The organism is Streptomyces sp. NPDC029138 (assembly GCF_055564375.1).
Genome location: NZ_JBVHWM010000017.1, coordinates 65,821 through 86,515, shown reverse-complemented (window position 1 = coordinate 86,515; position 20,695 = coordinate 65,821). Strand labels below are relative to the sequence as shown.

Here is a 20,695-nt window from a genome sequence, read left to right as displayed (position 1 = left end):
GCGGCCGGCGCGGACGGCGCTCATGCCGTCGGGCGTTGGGGATGGACCGAAGGTGGTTCTGAACCATGAGGGACGTACACCGGCTCGAGCCCAGCTCGGCGAACCTTGACGGCGGTGCCGTGCTCGCGGCGTGGGAACGGTTCGTGCAGGGCGAGGACCAGGTTCCGGACGTCCGGCCCCTGGTCGCGATCTCCTGGCACCGCTGCCGAGAGCAGTACCGGGTCGATCCTCACCTCTCAGAGGCTCCGGTGGCCGTCGCGGAGCTCGACCATACGCCCGAGCACGATGTCGTATTCGCCGAACTGGGTTTTCGTGCCGCCTCAGTGGCCCACGAAGTGGGCAGCCTCGGTGGTGTCGTCACGGTCACCGATGCCACCGGCCGGATCGTGGCCGAGTGGGGTGACCAGGCCACGCTCGCCAGAGCCGGCGACCTCAATCTGGCGCCCTGGTTCAGCTGGTCCGAGTGCGCGGTCGGCACGAACGGCATGGGCACGGCGCTCGAGGCGCACGGCCCGGTATCGATCAGGGGCGCGGAGCACTGGTGCCAGGCGCTCCACGACTGGGTCGGCGCGGGCATCGCGGTGCGCGACGTGGTGACCAGGGAACCGATCGCGGTCCTGAGCATCTGCCGCTGGCGCAGCCGGCTACCCGCGTCCACGGAAAGCTGGCTGGCGAACGCGGCCACCATGACCCAGTGCCCCCTGAAGAGGCGCGCCCGGGACAGCGGTGCCGAGTTGGTCGCGGCCTACACCCAGGCCAGGGCACGCTCCGGTGCGGCACTCGCCGCGGTGGACACCGCGGGCAAGGTGGTGATAGCCGACGACATGGCCAGCGTGCTCCTGGGCGTCCCGGCACGCACCCCGGCGGTCGACCCCACGCTGCGATGGAACCCCGGGCTGCCCGAATTGATCACCGCCGCCCGGTATGCCACTAGGCAGGCGGCCCACAATCCTGACTGGGTCGGCTCGACGCAGATCTTCGCCCACCTCGCCGACGAGCCGACATCGATCGGCATCCGACCCGTCTTCTCATCCGGACGCCTGATCGGGAACCTGGTCTCGTTCGGTGCCTCCGACGGGGCGCAGTTGCCCCAGACGGAGGGGGTGGCACACCTTCGGGCCCAGCCGCGCCGACTGGTCGCGATGCGGGACAACCGGATGGTGCTGCTGCGACTGCCGGAAGTCTCCTTCGCCGAATCGCAGGGAAACGACGTGTGGCTCTCCACCGATCAGGGGCGGTTGCGAGCCGCCTCTCTGAGTCTGGACAAGCTCGAAGGTGAGCTGGCGGATGTCGGCTTCCTGCGGGTGCACCGCCGGTATGTGGTCAATCTCAGCCGCATCAGGGAGATAGAGCGCGGGCTCAAGGGCGAGCTGTCCCTGGTCATGGACGACCCGGCGAACGAGATGGTGCCGGTTTCCCGGCGGCACGCGCCGGCCGTGCGCCGCGCGCTGGACATCTGAGTGCCCCATGGCACACGACCTCTGCTCCCGGAAGGAAGAGTCCCGTGTCTGACAGTCCGGACGCCGTTGCCGGCGAGATGAACGTCGGGGGCGGGGGCGGCCTCGGCCTTTCTGCCCCGGCCGGGCACCGCAGTCACGCGATGGGGGGCGCGAGCAACCGCGACTGGTGGCCGGACCGGCTCAACCTGGCGATTCTCCGGAAGCACCCTGCCGTCGCCGACCCCATGGGCGAGGACTTCGACTACGCCGCGGAGTTCCTGACGCTCGACCTCGACGCTCTGGCGCGGGACGTCGACGAGGTGCTCACGACGTCGCAGGAGTGGTGGCCGGCCGACTTCGGCCACTACGGGCCGCTCATGATCCGGATGGTGTGGCACAGCGCGGGTACGTACCGCGTCCGCGACGGCCGGGGTGGCGCGGGCGCCGGCATGCAGCGTTTCGCGCCGCTGAACAGCTGGCCGGACAACCGCAACCTCGACAAGGCCCGCCGGCTGCTCTGGCCGGTGAAGAAGAAGTACGGCCGCAAGATCTCCTGGGCCGACCTGATGGTCTTCGCGGGCAACCGGGCCCTGGAGACGATGGGCCTCACGACCTTCGGCTTCGCCGGCGGCCGGGCGGACGTCTGGGAGCCCGACGAGGACGTCTACTGGGGTCCCGAGCACGCCTGGCTCGCCGATGAACGCCACGCCGGCGTCCGCGCGCTGGCGGAGCCTCTGGCCGCCGACCAGATGGGCCTCATCTACGTCAACCCGGAGGGACCGAACACCGTCCCGGACCCGCTCACCGCGGCCCGGGACATCCGCGAGACGTTCCGGCGGATGGGAATGAACGACGAGGAGACCGTCGCGCTCATCGCGGGCGGCCACACGTTCGGCAAGACCCACGGCGTGGCCGACCCGGTCGCCCACCTCGGCCCCGAACCGGAGGGCGCCCCTCTCGAGGAGCAGGGCCTGGGCTGGAGGAACAGCTACGGCACCGGAAAGGGCACGGACGCCATCTCCAGCGGGCTGGAAGGGACGTGGACACCCACCCCGACGAGATGGGACAACAGCTTCTTCGAGACCCTGTTCGGCTACGAGTGGGACCTGGAGCTGAGCCCCGCCGGTCTGTGGCAGTGGATCCCGAGGGACGGCGGCGGGGCCGGCACCGTGCCGGACGCCCACGACCCGTCGGTGACACACGCCCCGACGATTCTGACGACGGACCTCGCGCTGCGGTCGGACCCGGTCTACGAGTCGATCTCGCGACGCTTCCTGGAGAACCCGGACCGGCTCGCGGACGCGTTCGCCCGGGTCTGGTTCAAGCTGACCCACGTCGACATGGGCCCGATCCAGCGCTACCTCGGACCGCTGGTCCCCCGGGAGACGCTGCTCTGGCAGGACCCGGTCCCTGCCGTGGACCACCAGCTGGTCGGGGAGGCGGACATCGCCGCGCTCAAGAGCCAGATCCTCGCCTCCGGGCTGTCCGTCTCCCAGCTCGTCTCGACCGCGTGGGCGTCGGCCTCGACGTTCCGCGCCAGCGACAGGCGTGGCGGGGCGAACGGCGCGCGCGTCCGCCTCGAACCGCAAAGGAGCTGGGAGGTCAACGACCCCGACATGCTGGCACAGGTGCTGCGCACCCTGGAGGGGATCCAGGAGTCCTTCAACAGCTCCCGGACCGGGGACAAGAAGATCTCGCTGGCCGACCTCATCGTGCTCGGCGGAGCCGCCGCCGTCGAGCAGGCCGCCAGGACCGGCGGCCACGACGTCCAGGTCCCCTTCAGTCCGGGACGCACGGACGCCACCCAGGAGTGGACCGACGTGGAGTCCTTCGCCCCGCTCGAGCCGACTGCGGACGGGTTCCGCAACCACCGCGGCAAGGGCAGCCGGCTGCCGCCGGAGCACCTGCTGGTCGACCGCGCGAACCTGCTGAACCTGAGCGCGCCCGAGATGACCGTCCTCGTGGGTGGCCTGCGGGTGCTGGGCGCCAACCACCGGCAGTCGCCGCTGGGCGTCCTCACCTCGGCCCCCGGGTCGCTGACCAACGACTTCTTCGTGAATCTGCTCGACCCGGGCACGGAATGGAAGCCGGCGTCCGCGACCGCGGAAACCTTCGAGGGGCGCGACCGCGCCACCGGCGAGGTCAAGTGGACCGGGAGCCGCGTCGACCTCGTCTTCGGCTCGAACTCCGAGCTGCGTGCCGTCGCGGAGGCCTACGCGAGCGACGACGCCCGGGAGAAGTTCGTGCGGGACTTCGTCGCCGCATGGGCGAAGGTCATGAACCTCGATCGCTACGACCTCGCTTGACCGACGCGTCGCGGTGTGGCCCGGCCGCTCTCAACGGTGGCACATCGGGTACGAACGGCAGCTGGTCGCGGACGAACGGCATGAGCAGGCCCGAGCCAGGACTCACCTTGTCGGTGCGATAGGCCCGGCGTAGCGTGTTTCTTGACTACTGATTTCTCATCCTTTCCGGTGTTATTCATTCGGTGTGGCGCGCACCTTGAGTACCGATTACAGCCGGGCAATTCGGATGAGGGGAGAGAAGCCCCGATGACGACCGCGCATGAGCGAGCCGACCTGCTGGACAAGCTGGGGTTGGCCGCACAGAACAAAGCAGCGCTGGGGCAAGTGCTGGGAACCGGAAGTATCGGGCAGGCCACCGAGGGACCGGACGGCCGCATGCAGGCCACAATTCGTATCCACCCGGATGAGCTGACCTGGGATCCTTCTATTCTGGTCATGCCCCACGGAGGCGATATCGAGCTGGAGCTCGTCAATGACGACATGAACACGCACTGCGCACTTCTGCCGAGCAATGGCGACAGGAAGTTCATCTGGTTGGTCAACCATTCGCACGGACATGCGCACCTCAACCTGGACGGTCCGGGCTACTACTGGTTCGGCTCACCCACGGGAAATGACGAGGGCCGGGGGCTGACCGGCTCCATCGTGGTCCTGGGGGACGCTCCGCCGGAGGCCCGCCTCGACCGTCCCGAACAGCCGCGGCCGTAGCAGAAGTAGGAGGTGGAGGACATGACCGTCGACTACGCCGACTACGTCGACGCGGGTGAGGCTGTCGACCAGGGAACGCTGAACTACAAGACCCCGGGCGGAGACGTCGCGCCGCCGGTAGTGGCGGGCGTCGACTACGAGCGCATACTCAATGCCCGCGAGGAACCCCATAACTGGCTCACCTACTACGGCGCCTACAACGGGCAGCGGTACAGCCCGCTGGACCAGATCAACACGGACAACGTCAAGCGCATGGTCCCCGCCTGGGTCTTCCAGGCCGGCACGACCGGCCTGATCGCGGGCGCGTCGACCTACTCGTTCGAGGCCGCCCCGATCGTCGTCGACGGGGTCATGTTCCTCTCCGGCTGGGACGGCTGGGTCTGGGCCCTCGACGCGAAGACGGGTGTGGAGATCTGGCGGTACAAGCACGCGGTCCCCTTCGACGTGTCCTTGTGCTGCGGGAACGTGAACCGTGGGGTCGCCGTGGCTCAGGGGAAGGTCTTCTTCGTCACGGCGAATGCCCGCGTGCTCGCGCTCGACGCCACCACGGGCAAGCGGGTCTGGGACAAGACCTACGGAGACGTCCGAGCCGGGGAGAGCGCCACGCTCGCCCCGCTGGTCGTGAAGAACATGGTCATCGTCGGAAGTTCCGGCGGCGAGTTCGGCGTACGCGGCCACCTGGACGCGTTCGATCTCGAAACCGGAGAGCACCAGTGGCGCTGCTACACGGTGCCCAAGCCCGGGGAACCCGGCTCGGAGACCTGGCCCGCCGACGGCGAGGCCTGGGCACGGGGCGGGGCGAACTGCTGGGTCACCGGCACCTTCGACCCGGAGACGAACCTGCTGTACGTGGGCACCGGCAACCCGGCGCCCGACTTCGACGGAGCGGTCCGCGAGGGCGACAACCTCTTCACCGACAGCATCATCGCCGTGGACGCGGACAGCGGTCAGATCCGCTGGCACTACCAGTGCACCCCGCACGACGTGTGGGACTACGACAGCATCGCCGAGTGCATCCTGTTCGAGCAGGACGGGCGCAAACTGCTCGGGCACTTCGACAAGAACGGCTACTTCTTCGTCCTCGACCGCACGAACGGCGAGAGGGTTTCGATCACTCCCTTCGTCGACCGCATCACATGGGGCGCGATCACGAGGGACGGACAGGTGACGGCGAAGGTGTACCCGGACAAGGAGGGAGAACCGGTCCACTTCTACCCGGGTCCGGCCGGTGCCAAGGAATGGACCCATGCGTCCTACAGCCCGAAGACCGGGCTCTTCTACGTCCCGGTCCAGGACACCGGTGCCACGGCCACCCGGCGGCGCCGGGAGTTCAAGGAGAGCATTCCCTACTGGGGCGCGGGCGTGCAGGTGGACATCGAGGACATGGCCGGGTCCGTCAGCGCGTTCGACGCGGGCGGCGAGGAGAAGTGGCGCTGGCGCAACGAACTCCCGATGTGTGCCTCGACGCTAGTCACCGGCGGTGACCTGGTGTTCGCCGGCGAGGCCTCCGGGGAGTTCAACGCGCTCGACGCCCGCACCGGGGAGCTGCTGTGGCAGTTCCAGTGCGGAAGCGGCCACCACAGCAGCCCGACCACCTACATGGTCGACGGCAGGCAGTACGTGGCCGTGCCGGTCGGCTGGGGCGGATGGGCCGAGGGATTCCTCCCCGGCATGCTCGGCGCGGGGCACGGAAGCGCCCTGATCGCCTTCGCCCTCCCGGAACCGTCGTAGCGCGTGACCAGAGCCTGCCGTGATCCCGGCAGAGAGGAGGTGAATCCATGGAGTCTCAGCTCGCTGTGTGGGAGACGCCCGAGTTCGACGAGATCGCAGTCGCGGCCGAGGTGACCATGTACCTCGCTCGGTTGGAGGACTAGCGGATGTGGGGCGGCGCCGGACCCGGTCCGGCGCCGCCCGACGGCTCGGGGGGCCCACGGACGGCCGGGCCGGCGACGGACCCGGGCCCTCGATGAACGGTGAACGGAGTGCCGAGGTGTTGCTGCGAGTGCTGGGCCGGGGGGTGTAGAGCCGTGACGACGACGACCACCACGACCGGCGCCGACGGCTTCGTCGAGACGTTGCGTTCCCACTCGCGGCGATACCACGACCAGCACCCGTTCCACGTCCGGATGAACGCCGGCCGGCTGAGCCGCCGGCAGATCCGGGGCTGGGTGGCCAACCGCTTCTACTACCAGGAGAACATCCCCCGCAAGGACGCCGCGATCCTTTCCAACTGCCCCGACCTCGAGGTCCGTCGCCGCTGGATCCGACGGATCGTCGAGCACGACGGCACTGCCGCGGGCGAGGGCGGCATCGAGGCGTGGCTGCGCCTCGGGGAGGCCGCCGGGCTGACCCGTGAGGAGGTCCGGGACCACCGGCACCTGCTACCCGGGGTGCGGTTCGCCGTCGACGCCTACGTGAACTTCGCCCGGACCCGCCCGTGGGTGGAGGCGGTGGCGTCCTCGCTCACCGAGCTGTTCGCGCCCGACCTGATGGCGGCGCGGCTCGCCGCGTTCGAGCGGTGGTACCCGTGGATCGATCCCGAGGGCCTTGCCTACTTCCGCGCCCGCCTGGAACAGGCCCCCCGTGACAGCGAGCACGCCCTCGAGGTGGTCACCGCGCACTGCCTCTCCGCCGAGTCCCAGGCACGCGCCGTCGACGCGCTGTCGTTCAAGTGCGACGTCCTGTGGAGCCTGATGGACTCCATCGACCAGGCCTACCGGGAGTGACCACCATGGACCCGACCCCCACCGGAACGACCCAGACCACCAGCACGACCCGGCCCGGCGTCGAGGTGTCGGGCTCGCACCGGCCCCGGTTGGCGGCCCACGTCCGGCTCACCTTCTGCCGGACCAGGCAGCGTAAGGTCCTGCTGCACCCCGAGACGGTGGTGGTTCTGAACGGCAGCGGCGCGGCCATCCTCGAACTGTGCGACGGGCACCACACCGTGGCCGAGATCGTGGCCGAACTGGGCGCGCGCTATGAGACCGTGCCCGACGACGAGGTCCGGCAGTTCCTGGCCCGGCTCGTCGCCCGGCGCTGGATGGAGCTCACCGATGGATAGCCCCTTCGGGCTGCTCGCCGAGCTGACCTACCGCTGCCCGCTGGCCTGCCCGTACTGCTCCAACCCACTGAACCTGGCCGACTACCAGGACGAGCTGACCACCGACGAGTGGCTGCGGGTGCTGACCGAGGCCGAGGAGCTGGGGGTTCTCCAGTGCCACCTGTCCGGCGGGGAGCCGCTGCTGCGGCGGGACCTGGTGGAGCTCGTGACGCACGCCCATGCCCTGGGCCTCTACACCAACCTCATCACCAGCGCCCTCGGGTTCTCGCGTCCGAGGGCCGAGCGACTGCGGGCCGCCGGCCTGGACCACGTGCAGATCAGCATCCAGGCTGACGAAGCGACCGCGTCCGACCGGATCGCCGGGATCCCGTCGTTCCGACGCAAGATCGAGGCGATGGGCGTGGTCAAGGAGCTGGGCTGGCCGCTCACCATGAACGTGGTGCTGCACCGGCACAACATCGACCGCGTCGCCGAGGTGCTCGCTCTGGCCGAGGAGGTGGGCGCGGACCGGGTGGAGCTGGCCAACACCCAGTACTACGGCTGGGCCTGGCGGAACCGTGCCGCGCTGCTGCCGAGCCGGGCCCAGCTCGAGGCGGCCGAGGCCGTCGTACGGGCCAACGGCGAGCGGTTGCGGGACCGTATGGACATCATCTACGTCATCCCCGACTACTACAGCCGCTACCCGAAGCCCTGCATGGGTGGCTGGGCCTCCCGGCTGCTGACCGTGACGCCGAACGGCGACGTCCTGCCCTGCCCGGCCGCCCAGTCCCTGCCGTTGCCGCGGGCCAGTGTGCGGGAGGACCCGCTGGAGCGGATCTGGGCCGAGGCCCCCGTGATGACCGCGTTCCGCGGGACCGACTGGATGCCGGAACCCTGCCGGAGCTGCCCCCGGCGGGAGGTGGACTTCGGCGGGTGCCGCTGCCAGGCGTTCCTGCTCACCGGCGACGCCGCCCGCACCGACCCGGTCTGTTACCTGTCGCCCGACCACGACCTGGTCGCCCGGGCGGTCGAGGCCGCCAACGCCGACTCGCGGGACGATGGTCTTCCGCTGGTCCCCCGCCCGCACCGACCCGGTCCGCCCCCTGTCGCCCGGTCACGAGCCGCTCGCCCGGGCGGTCGGGGCCGCCCGGGCTGACCCGCGGATCGGCGGTCTTCCACTGTTCCCCGCCCCGTAGGCCGCCCCGCCTCCCGGCGGAGCGGGTCAGTCGCCGAACCACAACGGCAGCGCCGCAGCGGCGATGATCAAGGTGACCCCGCTCAGCAGGTCCGAGCGGATCCTGATGAGGCGCGCCGCGGCCCGTCCGAGCTGAAGCCCGACCAGCGACAACACCGCCGTCATGGCACCGAAGGCGGCGGCCGAGAACCACGGCGAGAGTCCGAGAACCCCCAGGCTCGCCCCGGCGAACAAGTTGTCCAGGCTCAGCGTCAACGGGATGCCGAACAGCGCCCACGGGTGGTCCAACTCGTCCGGCTCCGGCTTCCGGAGGGAGGAGATGACGAGGTAGAGGCCGTACCCGCCGAGCGCGGCCGCGCCCACCACATCGGCGACGGCCCCGACGGACTCCCCGATCTGGTGACCGATCAGCAGCCCGACCAGGGGCATGACCGCGTCCCACAGCCCGAAAGCCAGCGCCACCTGCACCGCGCGCTTCCAACCGAATGGAACGGTGCCGAGCGCGATCGATACCCGGAAATTGTCGAGACTGAGTACGAAACCCAGGACAAGTATTTCCCAGATCATGGCATCTACAGACTATCTCAGGTGGTTCGCACAATAAACCTGTCAAGACGATTTCCGCGCGGTATTTTCGGCGCTACTCGCATGACGGTGGCCGGCGCTCAAAAGGCTCGCTGATTGAACGCGCACCTGGCTCAGGCGAGGTCGAACCGGTCGAGATTCATCACCTTGTTCCACGCTGCCACGAAGTCACGTGCGAACTTCTCTCCCGCGTCCCGGGACGCGTAGACCTCCGAGACGGCCCGGAGCTGGGAGTGCGCACCGAAGATCAGGTCGACGGCGGTGGCGGTCCACTTGACCTCGCCGGTGGCGCGATCCCGGCCTTCGAACACGTTCTCGTCCGTGGCCGACGCCTTCCACTCCGTGCCCATGTCGAGCAGGTTGACGAAGAAGTCGTTGGTCAGGATTCCCGGCCGATGGGTGAAGACACCGTGGGGGCATCCCTTGAAGCCGGTGTTCAGGGCCCGCATGCCGCCGATCAGCACCGTCATCTCGGGAGCGGTCAGCGTCAGCAGGTTGGCGCGGTCCAGCATGAGGGTCTCCGGCGACAGCTTCTCGCCCGCCGGAAGGTGGTTGCGGAAGGCATCCGCCTTGGGCTCCAGCACGGCGAACGCCGCCGCGTCGGTCTGCTCCTGCGAGGCGTCCGTGCGCCCCGGTGCGAACGGAACCGGGACGTCGTACCCGGCGTTCCTCGCGGCCTGCTCGACGGCCGCGCACCCGCCGAGGACGATCAGGTCGGCGAGGGAGACCCGCGTTCCACCGGTCCGGGAGAGGTTGAAGTCCTGCTGGATCCGCTCGAGCGTGCGCAGGACCTCGGTCACCTCGGGGAGGTCGTTGAGCTCCCAGTCCTTCTGCGGCGCGAGCCGGATGCGTGCTCCGTTCGCGCCACCGCGCTTGTCGGTGCCGCGGAAGCTCGCCGCTGAGGCCCACGCGGTGGTGACCAGCTGGGAGATCGAAAGGCCCGAGGCGAGGATTCCGCCCTTGAGGGCAGCGATGTCCTCGTCCCCGACCAGTTCGTGCTCGACGGCGGGAACGGGGTCCTGCCACAGCTGCGGCTCGGGAATCCACGGGCCGAGGTAACGCGAGAGGGGTCCCATGTCGCGGTGCAGCAGTTTGTACCACGCCTTGCCGAACGCCACCGTGAGCTCGTCCGGGCTCTCGTGGAACCTCTTGGTGATCGGGCCGTAGACCGGGTCCACCTTCAGCGCGAGGTCCGTCGTCAGCATCATGGGGGCGTGCCGCTTCGACGGATCATGGGCGTCGCGTACGGTGTTCCTGGCCGCGGGATCCGAGGGAGTCCACTGGTGGGCGCCGGCGGGGCTGCTCGTCAGCTCCCACTCGTACCCGTAGAGATTGTCCAGGTACCCGTTGTCCCACTTGGTCGGCTCAGTGGTCCATGCGCCCTCCAGACCGCTGGTGAGCGCGTGAGGGCCCGTGCCGCTGCCGTAGGTGTTCCGCCAGCCGAGGCCCTGCTGCTCGATGGGGGCGGCCTCGGGTTCCGGGCCGATACAACTGGCGTCGACCGCGCCATGACACTTGCCGAAGGTGTGGCCGCCGACGATGAGTGCGACCGTCTCCTCGTCGTTCATCGCCATGCGCCCGAACGTCTCTCGGATGTCCCGGGCGGCAGCCATCGGGTCCGGGTTTCCGTTGGGCCCCTCCGGATTGACGTAGATCAGTCCCATCTGTACGGCGGCGAAAGGACCGGTGAGTTCCCTGTCGCCGCTGTAGCGCTCATCTCCGAGCCATGTGTCCTCGGGGCCCCAGAAGATCTCCTCGGGCTCCCAGATGTCCTCTCGCCCGAAACCGAAGCCGAACGTCTTGAACCCCATGGATTCCATGGCGCAGTTTCCGGCGAAGACCAGAAGATCGGCCCAGGAGATTTTCCGGCCGTACTTCTGTTTGACCGGCCAGAGCAGACGGCGCGCCTTGTCCAGGCTCGCGTTGTCCGGCCAACTGTTGAGGGGGGCGAAGCGCTGTGCGCCGCTGCCGCCACCGCCGCGGCCGTCCTCGATGCGGTACGTTCCCGCGGCGTGCCAGCTCATCCGGATGAAGAGCGGCCCGTAGTGACCGTAGTCGGCGGGCCACCAGTCCTGGGATGCCGTCATCACCTCGAAGACGTCACGCTTCAGCGCGTCGACGTCGAGGGTCGCGAACTCTTCGGCGTAGTCGAAGTCCTCGTCCATCGGATTGGATCGGGGCGAGTGCTGGTGGAGAACCTGAAGGTCCAGCTGATTCGGCCACCAGTCCCGGATCGTCCTGGGCCGCCGAGCCGGCGTGGGTGTCGGTGAAGGGATTGCTGGATTCTCGCTTTCACTGCCGGACATGCCCGTCCTTCTTCCTGTATCGGTGTTCCTTCAGCGCGCCATGGCGCACACCGGCTGGAAAATGCGCTGTGCCGCGTCCGTGTGGCCGTGCACGGCAGACCACACTTTCCATGAAACACGCAGAGCACTCCGCATGACAGACGTGAGAGAAGGGGCGGTCCTTCTGCACCTGCCGATTTCCGACGCAAGCCGAACCCGATGGCGGGTTGCGGCGGGCGGGCGGAGTCCTACGCCGGCCCCGCGCAGACAGGACGTGCGCTGTTCCACCGCGTCGCGTCCCGCAGAGCGCCGGCCCAGCCATGGTCGCTGACCGCGATCTCCGTGCCGCCGCCCTTGGCGTGGCCGTGCATCCTCGCCGCCACCGGCACCGGGCACGCCCGGATCTGCAGGCTCGCCGACGCGTGCAGCAGCTTTTCTTCGAGGAGACATATCGCCCCTACCGGCATCTGGTGTCCGGGAGTATCACGAAGGCGGCACGCATCCTGGACCCCGACCTCCCGAAACCACGTGTCGCTGGACCAGAGTCGACGGTGCCAAGCCTCAGTCCGTCCCTGTGTTAGGGTTGCGCGTTTGCGTGGTCGTCACGGTGGGCGATTCTGCCTGTTCGGTTCCGTTTGTGCGTGGGCCGTTCCATCCTGCCGGGCCTTCCTCGGTACGTTTCCCTGCGGAAGGCTGTTCATGAAGCATCCCGATGGCTCCGGCATCGCTCACGGCGGTCCCGCCCGGTTCCGAGCCACGACTCCGGCGCTGCCCTCGGCCGTCTCCTTCGCCGGCTTGGAACTGCCGGTGGAGGTGCTGCGGACACTGAGCGGACTGGGGGTGCGTGAACCCTTTCCGATCCAGGCCGCCACACTGCCCGATGCCCTGAAGGGGCGCGACGTCCTGGGGCGCGGGCGCACCGGATCGGGCAAGACGCTCGCCTTCGGCCTGCCGCTGCTGACACGTACGGCCGGGCGGCGCGCCGAACCCAAGCAACCCCTCGCTCTGATCCTTGTGCCCACCCGGGAGCTGGCCCAACAGGTCACCCAGGCGCTGGCGCCGTACGCCGAGGCACTGCGGCTGCGGATGACCACGGTCGTCGGCGGCATGTCCATCGGCCGGCAGGTCGCCGCGCTGCGCCAGGGAGCCGAGGTGGTCGTCGCCACCCCCGGACGTCTGCACGACCTGATCGAGCGCAACGCCTGCCGCCTGGCACGGGTGAGGATCACCGTGCTGGACGAGGCCGACCAGATGTCCGACTTGGGATTCCTGCCGCAGGTTGTCGACGTGCTCGACCAGGTACACCCCGACGGTCAGCGGATGCTCTTCTCGGCCACCCTCGATCACGACGTCGATCAGCTCGTCCGCCGCTACCTCCATGAGCCCGTCGTCCACTCGATCGACCCGTCCGCGGGCACCGCCTCGACGATGGAGCACCACGTTCTGGTCGTCCACGGCCCTGACCGCTACGCCGTCACCACGGAGATCGCCGCCCGCGACGGCCGCGTCCTGCTGTTCCTCGACACCAAGCACGCCGTCGACCAGCTCACCCGGCATCTGCGGGCCAGCGGGGTGCACGCCGGGGCCCTGCACAGCGGCAAGTCCCAGCCACAGCGCACACGGACCCTGGCGCAGTTCAAGAACGGCCAGATGACCGTTCTGGTGGCGACCAACGTCGCGGCCCGTGGCCTGCACATCGACGACCTTGATCTCGTGGTCAACGTCGACCCGCCCACCGACCCCAAGGACTATGTGCACCGGGCCGGCCGCACAGCCCGCGCCGGTGAGTCCGGCAGCGTGGTCACGCTCGTGCTGGCGGGCCAGCGCCGCGAGACGAGCCGAATGCTGGCCGGGGCCGGCATCGAACCGACCGTCACCAAGGTGCGCTCGGGCGAGGCGGAGCTGAGCCGGATCACCGGCGCCAAGGCTCCCTCCGGCATCCCGCTGGACGGCGGGCCCGCCGTCCAGCGGCCCAAGAACACCAACGCTCCCTTCCGCGGCCTCGGCACCACCAAGGACCCCTCCCGCGGTGCCGGCGCCAAGTCCCGCAAGGCCGGCGAGGCCCGCAAGCTCGCCGCGGCCCGCAAGGCCGCCCTCGTGCGCCGCAACGGGTGAGAGCCGTTGCCCTGGCAGGGAATCTCCTGGCCACGGGATCGACCACCCTCGGCCCGGCCCGAAGCCGCGCCCCGCACCAGGCCCGGCATGACAAGCTGTGCTTGCCCGCCCCCCCGAACCCAGGAGGTCACCATGACCGCAGAGCCCGCAACCACGGAAGGTTCGGAGCCGACTGCTCCCGAGACGTCCGCTGTGGCGCCGGACAGCGACGGCAACTACGACCTCAAGCGCAAGTTCCGTGAAGCCCTGGCGCGCAAGCGCGGTGCGCAGGCGGACGCGGCCGATGTTGCCGCCAACCCGGATGCGTCGAAGGTGCGTGCGGCGCACGGCCCGGCTGCGAACCAGCGGTCGTTCAGGCGCAAGAGCGGCGGCTGAGTCGATCAGTCCCGCGGTCCGGCCGCTTTACCGGCACTCTTCGCGCTGTCCACTCGCGCGCCCGGTGCCGTGGCCCGCAACGTGCGCACGTCCGTGTGCGCGTTGCGGGCAGGCGTAGCCCGGTCTCGCCTATGGAAGGGCTCAATCGCGGCTGGTGCGGGTCGGCGGCGCCGCCGCGCTGGCATTTGACGGCCCGGTGCGACGGAGGAGGACAAGTGGTGCTCGGCACTCGGGCGCATCGGGAGCCCGCCGACATCGCCTCGGCGGTCGCCTTCCTCGTCTCGGACGCCGCGAGCTGGATCACCGGCGAGACCATGGTCATCGACGGCGGGCAACTCCTTGGCGACGCGCTCCCGTTCAGACAAGGAGCCGGCATCGGTCTCCAGCCGGGCCACTGTTGCGACGCCGCCTCAGCTTCCTTGCGTCAGGGGCGAAGCGGAAGACACTTTCGGCCGGCGAGGACGGCAGGCGCTGTCTGGACTCGGTGCTCGACACGTTGCTGAGGGCCGTCCCGGACTCCGGGAAGTCCCGGCGGTGATCACCCGTGGCTCCGCATCGCGGGGGATCGGCTGAGCGGACCGCCGTGTGTCGCCTAGAGTCGGCTGCATGACCCAGGCACCGGCACAGGACCGCGGCGCACGGTCCCGTGACGCGATTCTCGACACCGCCGGCGAACTGATGGCGCGGTACGGCTATGCCGCCACGTCCATCTCCATGATCTCCGCCGAGTGCGGCCTGCCGGCCAGTTCCCTCTACTGGCACTTCGGCAGCAAGGACGGCATCTACGTCGCGGTGCTGGAGCGCGCCAGGACCACGCTGCTGGCAGCCCTGCCCCCGGCTGAGGTGCCCGGCGTCGATGTCGCGCAGCGCCTGGACGCCTTCCTCGCGGAGGTCGAGGCCGCGTTCCAGCGCCATCCGCGCGGAGTGAAGCTGCTGTTGGGGCTGGGCACGGTCCAGCAGGACGCCGGCGCCGCGGCCGTGGCCGAGGTGCACCACTACCGCGACGCGCTGCTGACCTGGGCCCGGGACGCGCTGAGCGCCGTCTTCGGTCTGCATGACCACCCGGAGGTCGCCGACGAACTGGCGCGCTTCACCCTCCGGATGGCCAGTGGCACAGCCGTCGCCCGCTGGTTCGAACCGGACGCCGTCCTGGAGACCGGGCCGTTGCGCGTCGCCCTGCTGGCGCTCGCGGCCCACCACGACGTCCTGGCGCGCGGAACCTCCGGTGAGACCGGAGAGGGCCGCCGGGTCCCCGGCTGAGGCTTTCGTGGCAGCCGTGGGCAGACCGTGTCAGCGCACGGCTGCCCGGGAAGCGGGGGACGGCTGCCAGAACACGCAGTGGTGGTCGGTGGCGAAGCCGGTGGTCGGTGCGACCCGGTCCGGAGCCAGTACCTGGACGCGGTCTCCATCGGCCGTGTAGCGAGGCCAGGTGGGAGTGCGGGGCCCATTGGGGTCGCCGGTGGCCGTGAAACGGGCCCAGTAGGCGGTCATCGTGCCGGACAGCCGCTGCTGGGCGGGCGTCAGGGGCAAGGAGCCCATGGGAAAGAGATAGGCCAGTTCAGAGGCGTGGAACGCACCCTGCGGTGTGTGCGGTGCCGGGATGAACGGTGGTGCCTGCGGGTCGTGGAACTCGTAGGCGTAGACGGGAGCCCGGCTGCCGTACAGCCGGCTGTCGGACCGTGCGGGGCAGGCGAACCGCTGGTCGGTGTCGACCGCGGAATAGGCCAGGTTCGGGGACGGATACGCCGAGGCCGGATACGCGTCCAGGACGGCAGCCGCGCGGCCGCCGTACTGGCCCTCGATCAGCGCGGCGTACGAGCCGGCGGTCAGCGGACCGCCGCCGAGCAGATCAACGTACAGGGCGGTGAAGTACCGGTACTCGTCATGGGTGCTGCCGCTCAGTGTCGGGACCGCGTTCACTCGTCCCTCGGCCCATGCCCTGTGCGGAGGGCGCGGGAGGATCCGGGGCCCGGTGTTCGGGCCCCACAAGGAGGCTGCACCGGTCCCGGTGCCGCGGAGGAGCGCGGTGGGAGACAGGGCCCGCAGGCAGGCCGCCGCGGTCGCCGGGTCGGCGCAGCCGACCGAGGCCGCGAAATCCCTTCCCCTCTGCTCGGCCGCGCCGAGCGCGAGCGGTGTCAGGCCGCCGTCCGAGGCACAGCTCCCGCTCTGCTGGATCGCCCGCTGGAACAGGCCCTTGGCGGTCGGTGAGGCGATGTGCGCACACGTGTCCGCCGATCCGGCGGACTGGCCGCCGAGGGTCACCCGGTCGCGGTCGCCGCCGAAGGCGCCGATGTTGCGCCGGACCCAGCGCAGCGCGGCCTGCTGGTCCATCAGTCCGTAGTCGCCGGAGGCGTGGTCCCCGCTCTCGGCCGACAGGGCGGGGTGGGCGAGGAACCCCAGCGCTCCCAGGCGGTAGTTGACGGTCACGACGACCAGGCCGCGCGCGGTCAGCGCCGTACCGTCGTAGTCGCTGCCCGCGCCGTAGGCGTTGCCGCCGCCGTGCAGCCACACCAGCACCGGAAGGGGCCGGCCGCCGGTGCGGGCGGGCGTCCGCACGTTGAGGTACAGACAGTCCTCCGTCGTGCTGCCGGTGCGGTTGGACTCGCCGGGCAGGACGGGACGCCGTCGGGGAGCAGGGTCAGCGGTGGCTGGGGACAGGGGTGGGCCGGTACGGTGGCGTCCCGCACGCCGGACCATCGCGCGGCGGAGCGCGGGGGACGCCAGCGAAGACTGCCCGTCGGTGGGGCGGCGAAGGGGATGCCCTGGAAGACCCGGCCGCCGTCGGGGCCGGCCGCGCCGCGCACCCAGCCGCGGTCGGTGCGCACGACCGGGGAGTCGTGAGCGGCACCGGCCCGGGCCGGGAGCGGGGGAACGGCGAGGGCGGACAGCAGCAGGGCGACGACCGCGGTCAGGGCGCGGGTCAGGGTGGTGCGCGGACTCGGCGTGCTCATCGCGTCTCCCATGATGCCGGTGCCAGCGGTGTGGTCATGGCGTGTGCTCGTACGCGCCGATGTCGCAGGCGGCGTCCATGGGGCGGGCGACACCGCGCTGATCGGTGGCCGGGCAGCCGTCCGCCGCGTCCAGGGCGGGGCTGCCCGGCAACAGGGCGACGGTGTCCGTAGGGCCGCCGTTGTCCGCGAGCGACCCGGTCAGCGGGGCACGGCTGGGCAGGTCGCCCGCGGCGGTGAGCCGGCAACTTCCGTCACCGTCGATGTTGTGGCCGCCCGACGCGATCGTGGCGAAGGCCTTCTTGCAGTCGGCGGCCTCGCCGTCGACGGTGTTGCCGGCGACGATGGAGTTGCGCAACGTCAGCCGCCCCAGCGGGAGGTCGAGGACGTCGGGGATCGGGGAGGGCAGGCTGTCGAGGTAGGCGGGAGCGATGTTGATGCCGCCTCCGCCGTCGCTCGAACTGTTCCCGGTGATGGTCGAGTTGAGGATCTCCACGGCTCCCAGGCCGCGGATGTCGATCCCGCCGCCGTAGCCGGCGAGGCTGCCGGGGCGGTCGCCGGGATCGGTCACCCGGTTGCCGGCGACCGTCGAGTTGGTCACGGTGCCGCTGTCGTCGAACCTGATGCCCCCGGCCTCGCCCGCGCTGTTCCCGCTGACGGTGCTGTCGACCAGATCCAGGTGCGAGTCGGGGACGTTGAAGACGCCGCCACCGTAGCCGGCCGAGTTCCCGGTCACGGCGACCCGTCGCAGCGTCATGTGGTGTCCGTTGGCGATGCCGCCGCCCCCGGTGTCGGTGAAGGGCAGTTCGCGCTCCCTGGCCACTCCGCCGGTGATCGTCAGATCGGACAGCCGGGTGTCCGCCTGCATGCGGAAGGCGCGGTCCAGGTGGTTGGCGTCGACGACGGTGGCCCGCGCGCCCGAGCCGCGGATCGTGGTGGGTGCCTGGACGTTCAGGTCGCCCGTGGTCGGGTCGGGGTGGTCGCCGAGGATCAGGCGGGGGTCGGGGGGAACGGTCAGCCGGTAGCGGCCCGGAGGCAGCGTGATGGTGCTGCCCGGGCGGTCGTTGGCGGCCATCACCGCGGCGCGCAGGCTGCACGCGCCCGACGCGGTGCGGCACCGGCCGTCCGACGGGTCGGCGTCGACCCCGTCCGACACGGTGTCCACCGTGAACTCCGCGGGCCCGGCGGCTGCGGGCGCGGCGGCTGCGGCTGTGGGGGCGGCGAGTGCCGCTGCCGTGGCGAGGACGATGACGAGTACCGCGGGGCTGGTTCGCACGCCCATCCGGGGACTCCTCTCGGTGAGGAAGGGGAAGGGACTCGGGAGCGGCGCGGCGGGCCGGAGCAGGGGGGTGGAATGCGATGGAGTGTGAACCGTGCGCGCTCTGTAGGGAGCGTTCCATTCAGGGAATTCCGTGTCCACCGGCCGGAAGGGGAATGACCGAATAGAGACGGCACACCGCACGAGACCGAAGTGGCCGGTGCGCCACGGGTGTTGGCCGTGCCGACGAGCCGGAACCGGACGCGTCGGGTTCCGGGGACGGGTGTCGACACCTAGGGCATGCGTGAGGTGGAAGGCGGTGCCGTCAGATGGATGAGGATGCCGCACACCTCGTCCACGATCTCCCGGGCCTCCGTCTCGTCGCCGCAGTCGCCCAGCTCGCGCGCCGCCCCTCCGATGACGGTGGTCAGCACGCTCACCCGGACCCGGCCGGCGCGATGCCGCTCGTCGACCTCCAGGAGCCGGGCGTTGCGCCGTACCCAGGCGCGGTCCCACTGGCGGCGCAGCGCGTCGAACCCCGCCGGGGAGTCGTCCTCCACGAGGAGTCTGCCGAGCCGCCGGTTGTCCCAGACACCCTCCAGGTACGCCCTGGCTCCCGCCACGAACAGGGCGACGGGGTCGGCCACGCCGCGGCCGCGCTCGGCGGCCAGCGTGGCCGCGGTCCTGCGCTCCTGCTCCTCCCGGAACTCCTCCCACAGGGCGAGATAGAGCCCGCGCTTACCGCCGTAGTGCTGGAAGAGGCTGCCCACCGGGATGCCGGAGCGCGCCGCGATCTCGGTGAGACCGGCATCGGTGTAACCGCGCTCGGTGAACACCTCCAGCGCCGCGTCCAGCAGCGCGCGCCTGAGTGTCGGGTACTGCGCGGCGTTCCCCTCCGGCAGGCCCACGCCGCCCTGACCGTCCGGCAGTTGACGCGCCGGCTCGGTCCCGGCCGACTCCACGATGCCGCTCACTGGCTGTCCCCGCCTTCTGTGGCCCCGTCGCGGATGGCGAGGGCGACCAGTAGTTCCAGGAGGTCGGCGATCCGGCGCGGATTGCGGCCGGATCGTTCCTCGATGCGGCGCAGCCGGTAGTGCGCCGTGTTGTGGTGTACCCGCAGCCGTTCGGCGGCCAGCCGCAGATTGAGGTCGGCCTCCGCGAAGGCCCGTATGGTGTCGGCCAGGGTGTCGCCGCGTCGGTGGTCCTCCTCCAGCAGCGACCGGACGCGGGGATCGACGAGTTGGCGGGCGAGGTCGTCGGCGCGCAGGGCCAGGTAGTCGAACGGGGACAGCCGCGGCAGTGCCGCCACCCCGCCCCCGTCGGGCACCAGGTCGAGGGCGGCCCGCGCCTCCTGGTAGGCGCGTGGCAGTTCGGACGCGCCCCGGGTGATCGTGCTGATGCCCATGGAGAGCATGGTTCCGTCGCGCGCGAGCCGCCGCTGCACGGCCTCGAAGTGGGCGCAGATGTCGTCCGCGTTCATGCCGGCCCGGACCACGGGCACGGCCACCACCTCGTCGTGGCGCACGACGACCAGGGTTCGGCCGGCCCAGGGCCCGGCGACGCTGATCGACGCGCTGGCGGCGTACCCGTGCTCGGCCGAGGTGAGGTCCCCGGTGCGGGTGTCACCGACGCACACCGCCACGACCGCCATCATCGGCGAGCGTGGTCCGATGCCGTACGCCTGCGCCGCCGCGAACAGCGGACCGCGGGTCGGTGCCCCGCCGGACAGGAGCTGGTCCAGCAGATCCCGGCGCTCCCGGTCCGCGTCCGCCACCACGTGCTGCTGGTACTCGACATAGGCCTGCGCCGCATGGGTGCTGGCGTAGTCGACGTACCGCATCAGCGGGGTGACCAGGGACAGTGCGGCCTGCTGGGCCTCGGCGGACGTGCCCGCGCAGTCCAGCAGCGCGTCCCACAGCACCTGCCGGCCGACCCGGAAAGCGCTGATCCAGTCCTCCAGAGCGAACCCCGCGCGTGCCCTGCGCATGGCTGCCGCGCGGCTGAAGACCAGGTCCTCGGGGGCGATGTCGCGGTCGCCGGCCAGCGCCGCCAGCTGCATCCGGTAGTGCTCCAGTACCTGGTCCCGCACGTCGTCGAAGAACCGCTCGTCCTGTAACGCGTACGACGGGATCTCCGCGCGCATCACCTCGACGGCGGTCTCCGCCACCTCCTCGACCCGGTCGTGGACGGCGTGCAGGATCCGCCGCCGCTCCCGGCGGAGGGGTTCGGTCAGCGGGGGAGTGCTCAGGGCGGCACCGTGAGGCATGACGCCGATCGTCGCCGTCCGCCTCGTGCTCCGTCAACAGGCCCGGTGTGAGACATCTGCCGCCCCCTGTGCGCGGCGCACAAGCCGACGACAGGGAAGTTGGGTGCCCGCACCCAATGTGTGCCCGCAACGCCCCCACCTACTGTGACGCTCGCCCACCCCCCAGCACGTCGGA

General features: G+C 70.5%; 19 protein-coding genes. 12 read left to right on the top strand and 7 right to left on the bottom strand.

Going from position 1 to position 20,695, the window contains the following annotated elements:
* Positions 1–65: 65 nt before the first annotated feature.
* The 8 genes from ACZ4WH_RS17000 to pqqE all read left to right on the top strand — a co-directional run bounded on the left by ACZ4WH_RS17000 (position 66) and on the right by pqqE (position 8,649).
* Positions 66–1,460: a LytTR family transcriptional regulator DNA-binding domain-containing protein gene (locus ACZ4WH_RS17000; RefSeq protein ID WP_468181062.1), complete on the top strand. Its 1,395-nt coding sequence runs from the start codon at positions 66–68 to the stop codon at positions 1,458–1,460.
* Positions 1,461–1,504: 44 nt separating this feature from the next.
* Complete coding sequence (gene katG / locus ACZ4WH_RS16995; protein WP_468181060.1) at positions 1,505–3,745, top strand: catalase/peroxidase HPI; 2,241 nt, start codon at positions 1,505–1,507, stop codon at positions 3,743–3,745.
* Positions 3,746–3,991: 246 nt separating this feature from the next.
* Positions 3,992–4,453, top strand: coding sequence for an MSMEG_3727 family PQQ-associated protein (locus ACZ4WH_RS16990; RefSeq protein WP_468181058.1), 462 nt, complete (start codon positions 3,992–3,994; stop codon positions 4,451–4,453).
* 21 nt (positions 4,454–4,474) lie between these two features.
* Positions 4,475–6,184 (top strand): PQQ-dependent dehydrogenase, methanol/ethanol family, encoded by a 1,710-nt coding sequence (locus ACZ4WH_RS16985; RefSeq protein ID WP_468181056.1) that lies wholly within the window; start codon positions 4,475–4,477, stop codon positions 6,182–6,184.
* A 47-nt stretch (positions 6,185–6,231) separates the two neighbouring features.
* On the top strand, positions 6,232–6,327 hold the full coding sequence (gene pqqA / locus ACZ4WH_RS16980) for a pyrroloquinoline quinone precursor peptide PqqA (protein WP_100829469.1): 96 nt from the start codon (positions 6,232–6,234) through the stop codon (positions 6,325–6,327).
* Positions 6,328–6,480: 153 nt separating this feature from the next.
* Entirely contained in the window at positions 6,481–7,179 is a 699-nt protein-coding gene (gene pqqC / locus ACZ4WH_RS16975; protein WP_468181054.1) for a pyrroloquinoline-quinone synthase PqqC, read from the top strand.
* A 5-nt stretch (positions 7,180–7,184) separates the two neighbouring features.
* Positions 7,185–7,514 (top strand): pyrroloquinoline quinone biosynthesis peptide chaperone PqqD, encoded by a 330-nt coding sequence (gene pqqD, locus ACZ4WH_RS16970; RefSeq protein ID WP_468181052.1) that lies wholly within the window; start codon positions 7,185–7,187, stop codon positions 7,512–7,514.
* Positions 7,507–8,649: a pyrroloquinoline quinone biosynthesis protein PqqE gene (gene pqqE, locus ACZ4WH_RS16965; RefSeq protein ID WP_468181050.1), complete on the top strand. Its 1,143-nt coding sequence runs from the start codon at positions 7,507–7,509 to the stop codon at positions 8,647–8,649. The genes pqqD and pqqE overlap by 8 nt, the downstream gene beginning before the upstream one ends.
* A gap of 66 nt (positions 8,650–8,715) precedes the next feature.
* On the opposite strand, the gene ACZ4WH_RS16960 is transcribed toward pqqE, so the two are convergent.
* Both ACZ4WH_RS16960 and katG (ACZ4WH_RS16955) read right to left on the bottom strand, forming a co-directional pair.
* A complete protein-coding gene (locus ACZ4WH_RS16960; RefSeq protein ID WP_468181048.1) occupies positions 8,716–9,255 on the bottom strand; it encodes a manganese efflux pump MntP in 540 nt (179 codons plus the stop codon).
* 131 nt (positions 9,256–9,386) lie between these two features.
* Complete coding sequence (katG, locus tag ACZ4WH_RS16955; RefSeq protein ID WP_468181046.1) at positions 9,387–11,579, bottom strand: catalase/peroxidase HPI; 2,193 nt, start codon at positions 11,577–11,579, stop codon at positions 9,387–9,389.
* A 678-nt stretch (positions 11,580–12,257) separates the two neighbouring features.
* Here katG (ACZ4WH_RS16955) and ACZ4WH_RS16950 point away from each other — a divergent pair.
* From ACZ4WH_RS16950 to ACZ4WH_RS16935, 4 genes are all read left to right on the top strand, one after another.
* Positions 12,258–13,673 (top strand): DEAD/DEAH box helicase, encoded by a 1,416-nt coding sequence (locus ACZ4WH_RS16950; protein ID WP_468181044.1) that lies wholly within the window; start codon positions 12,258–12,260, stop codon positions 13,671–13,673.
* 132 nt (positions 13,674–13,805) lie between these two features.
* Positions 13,806–14,048 (top strand): DUF5302 domain-containing protein, encoded by a 243-nt coding sequence (locus ACZ4WH_RS16945; protein WP_468181042.1) that lies wholly within the window; start codon positions 13,806–13,808, stop codon positions 14,046–14,048.
* 131 nt (positions 14,049–14,179) lie between these two features.
* Entirely contained in the window at positions 14,180–14,551 is a 372-nt protein-coding gene (locus ACZ4WH_RS16940; protein ID WP_468181039.1) for an SDR family oxidoreductase, read from the top strand.
* 103 nt (positions 14,552–14,654) lie between these two features.
* Positions 14,655–15,308, top strand: coding sequence for a TetR/AcrR family transcriptional regulator (locus ACZ4WH_RS16935; RefSeq protein ID WP_468181037.1), 654 nt, complete (start codon positions 14,655–14,657; stop codon positions 15,306–15,308).
* A 30-nt stretch (positions 15,309–15,338) separates the two neighbouring features.
* Here ACZ4WH_RS16935 and ACZ4WH_RS16930 read toward each other — a convergent pair whose 3' ends face one another.
* The 5 genes from ACZ4WH_RS16930 to ACZ4WH_RS16910 form a co-directional block, all read right to left on the bottom strand.
* Positions 15,339–16,604, bottom strand: a complete 1,266-nt coding sequence (locus ACZ4WH_RS16930) for a carboxylesterase/lipase family protein (protein WP_468181035.1) — start codon at positions 16,602–16,604, stop codon at positions 15,339–15,341.
* Positions 16,496–16,999: a carboxylesterase family protein gene (locus tag ACZ4WH_RS16925; protein ID WP_468181033.1), complete on the bottom strand. Its 504-nt coding sequence runs from the start codon at positions 16,997–16,999 to the stop codon at positions 16,496–16,498. Before ACZ4WH_RS16925 ends, ACZ4WH_RS16930 begins: the two co-directional genes overlap by 109 nt.
* A gap of 34 nt (positions 17,000–17,033) precedes the next feature.
* The gene (locus ACZ4WH_RS16920) at positions 17,034–18,278 is read right to left on the bottom strand and encodes a choice-of-anchor Q domain-containing protein (protein ID WP_468181031.1); all 1,245 of its coding nucleotides are present in this window, start codon (positions 18,276–18,278) and stop codon (positions 17,034–17,036) included.
* Positions 18,279–18,547: 269 nt separating this feature from the next.
* Positions 18,548–19,228, bottom strand: a complete 681-nt coding sequence (locus ACZ4WH_RS16915) for a TetR/AcrR family transcriptional regulator (RefSeq protein WP_468181029.1) — start codon at positions 19,226–19,228, stop codon at positions 18,548–18,550.
* Entirely contained in the window at positions 19,225–20,520 is a 1,296-nt protein-coding gene (locus ACZ4WH_RS16910; protein ID WP_468181027.1) for a PucR family transcriptional regulator, read from the bottom strand. Before ACZ4WH_RS16910 ends, ACZ4WH_RS16915 begins: the two co-directional genes overlap by 4 nt.
* Between the last annotated feature and the right edge of the window lie 175 nt (positions 20,521–20,695).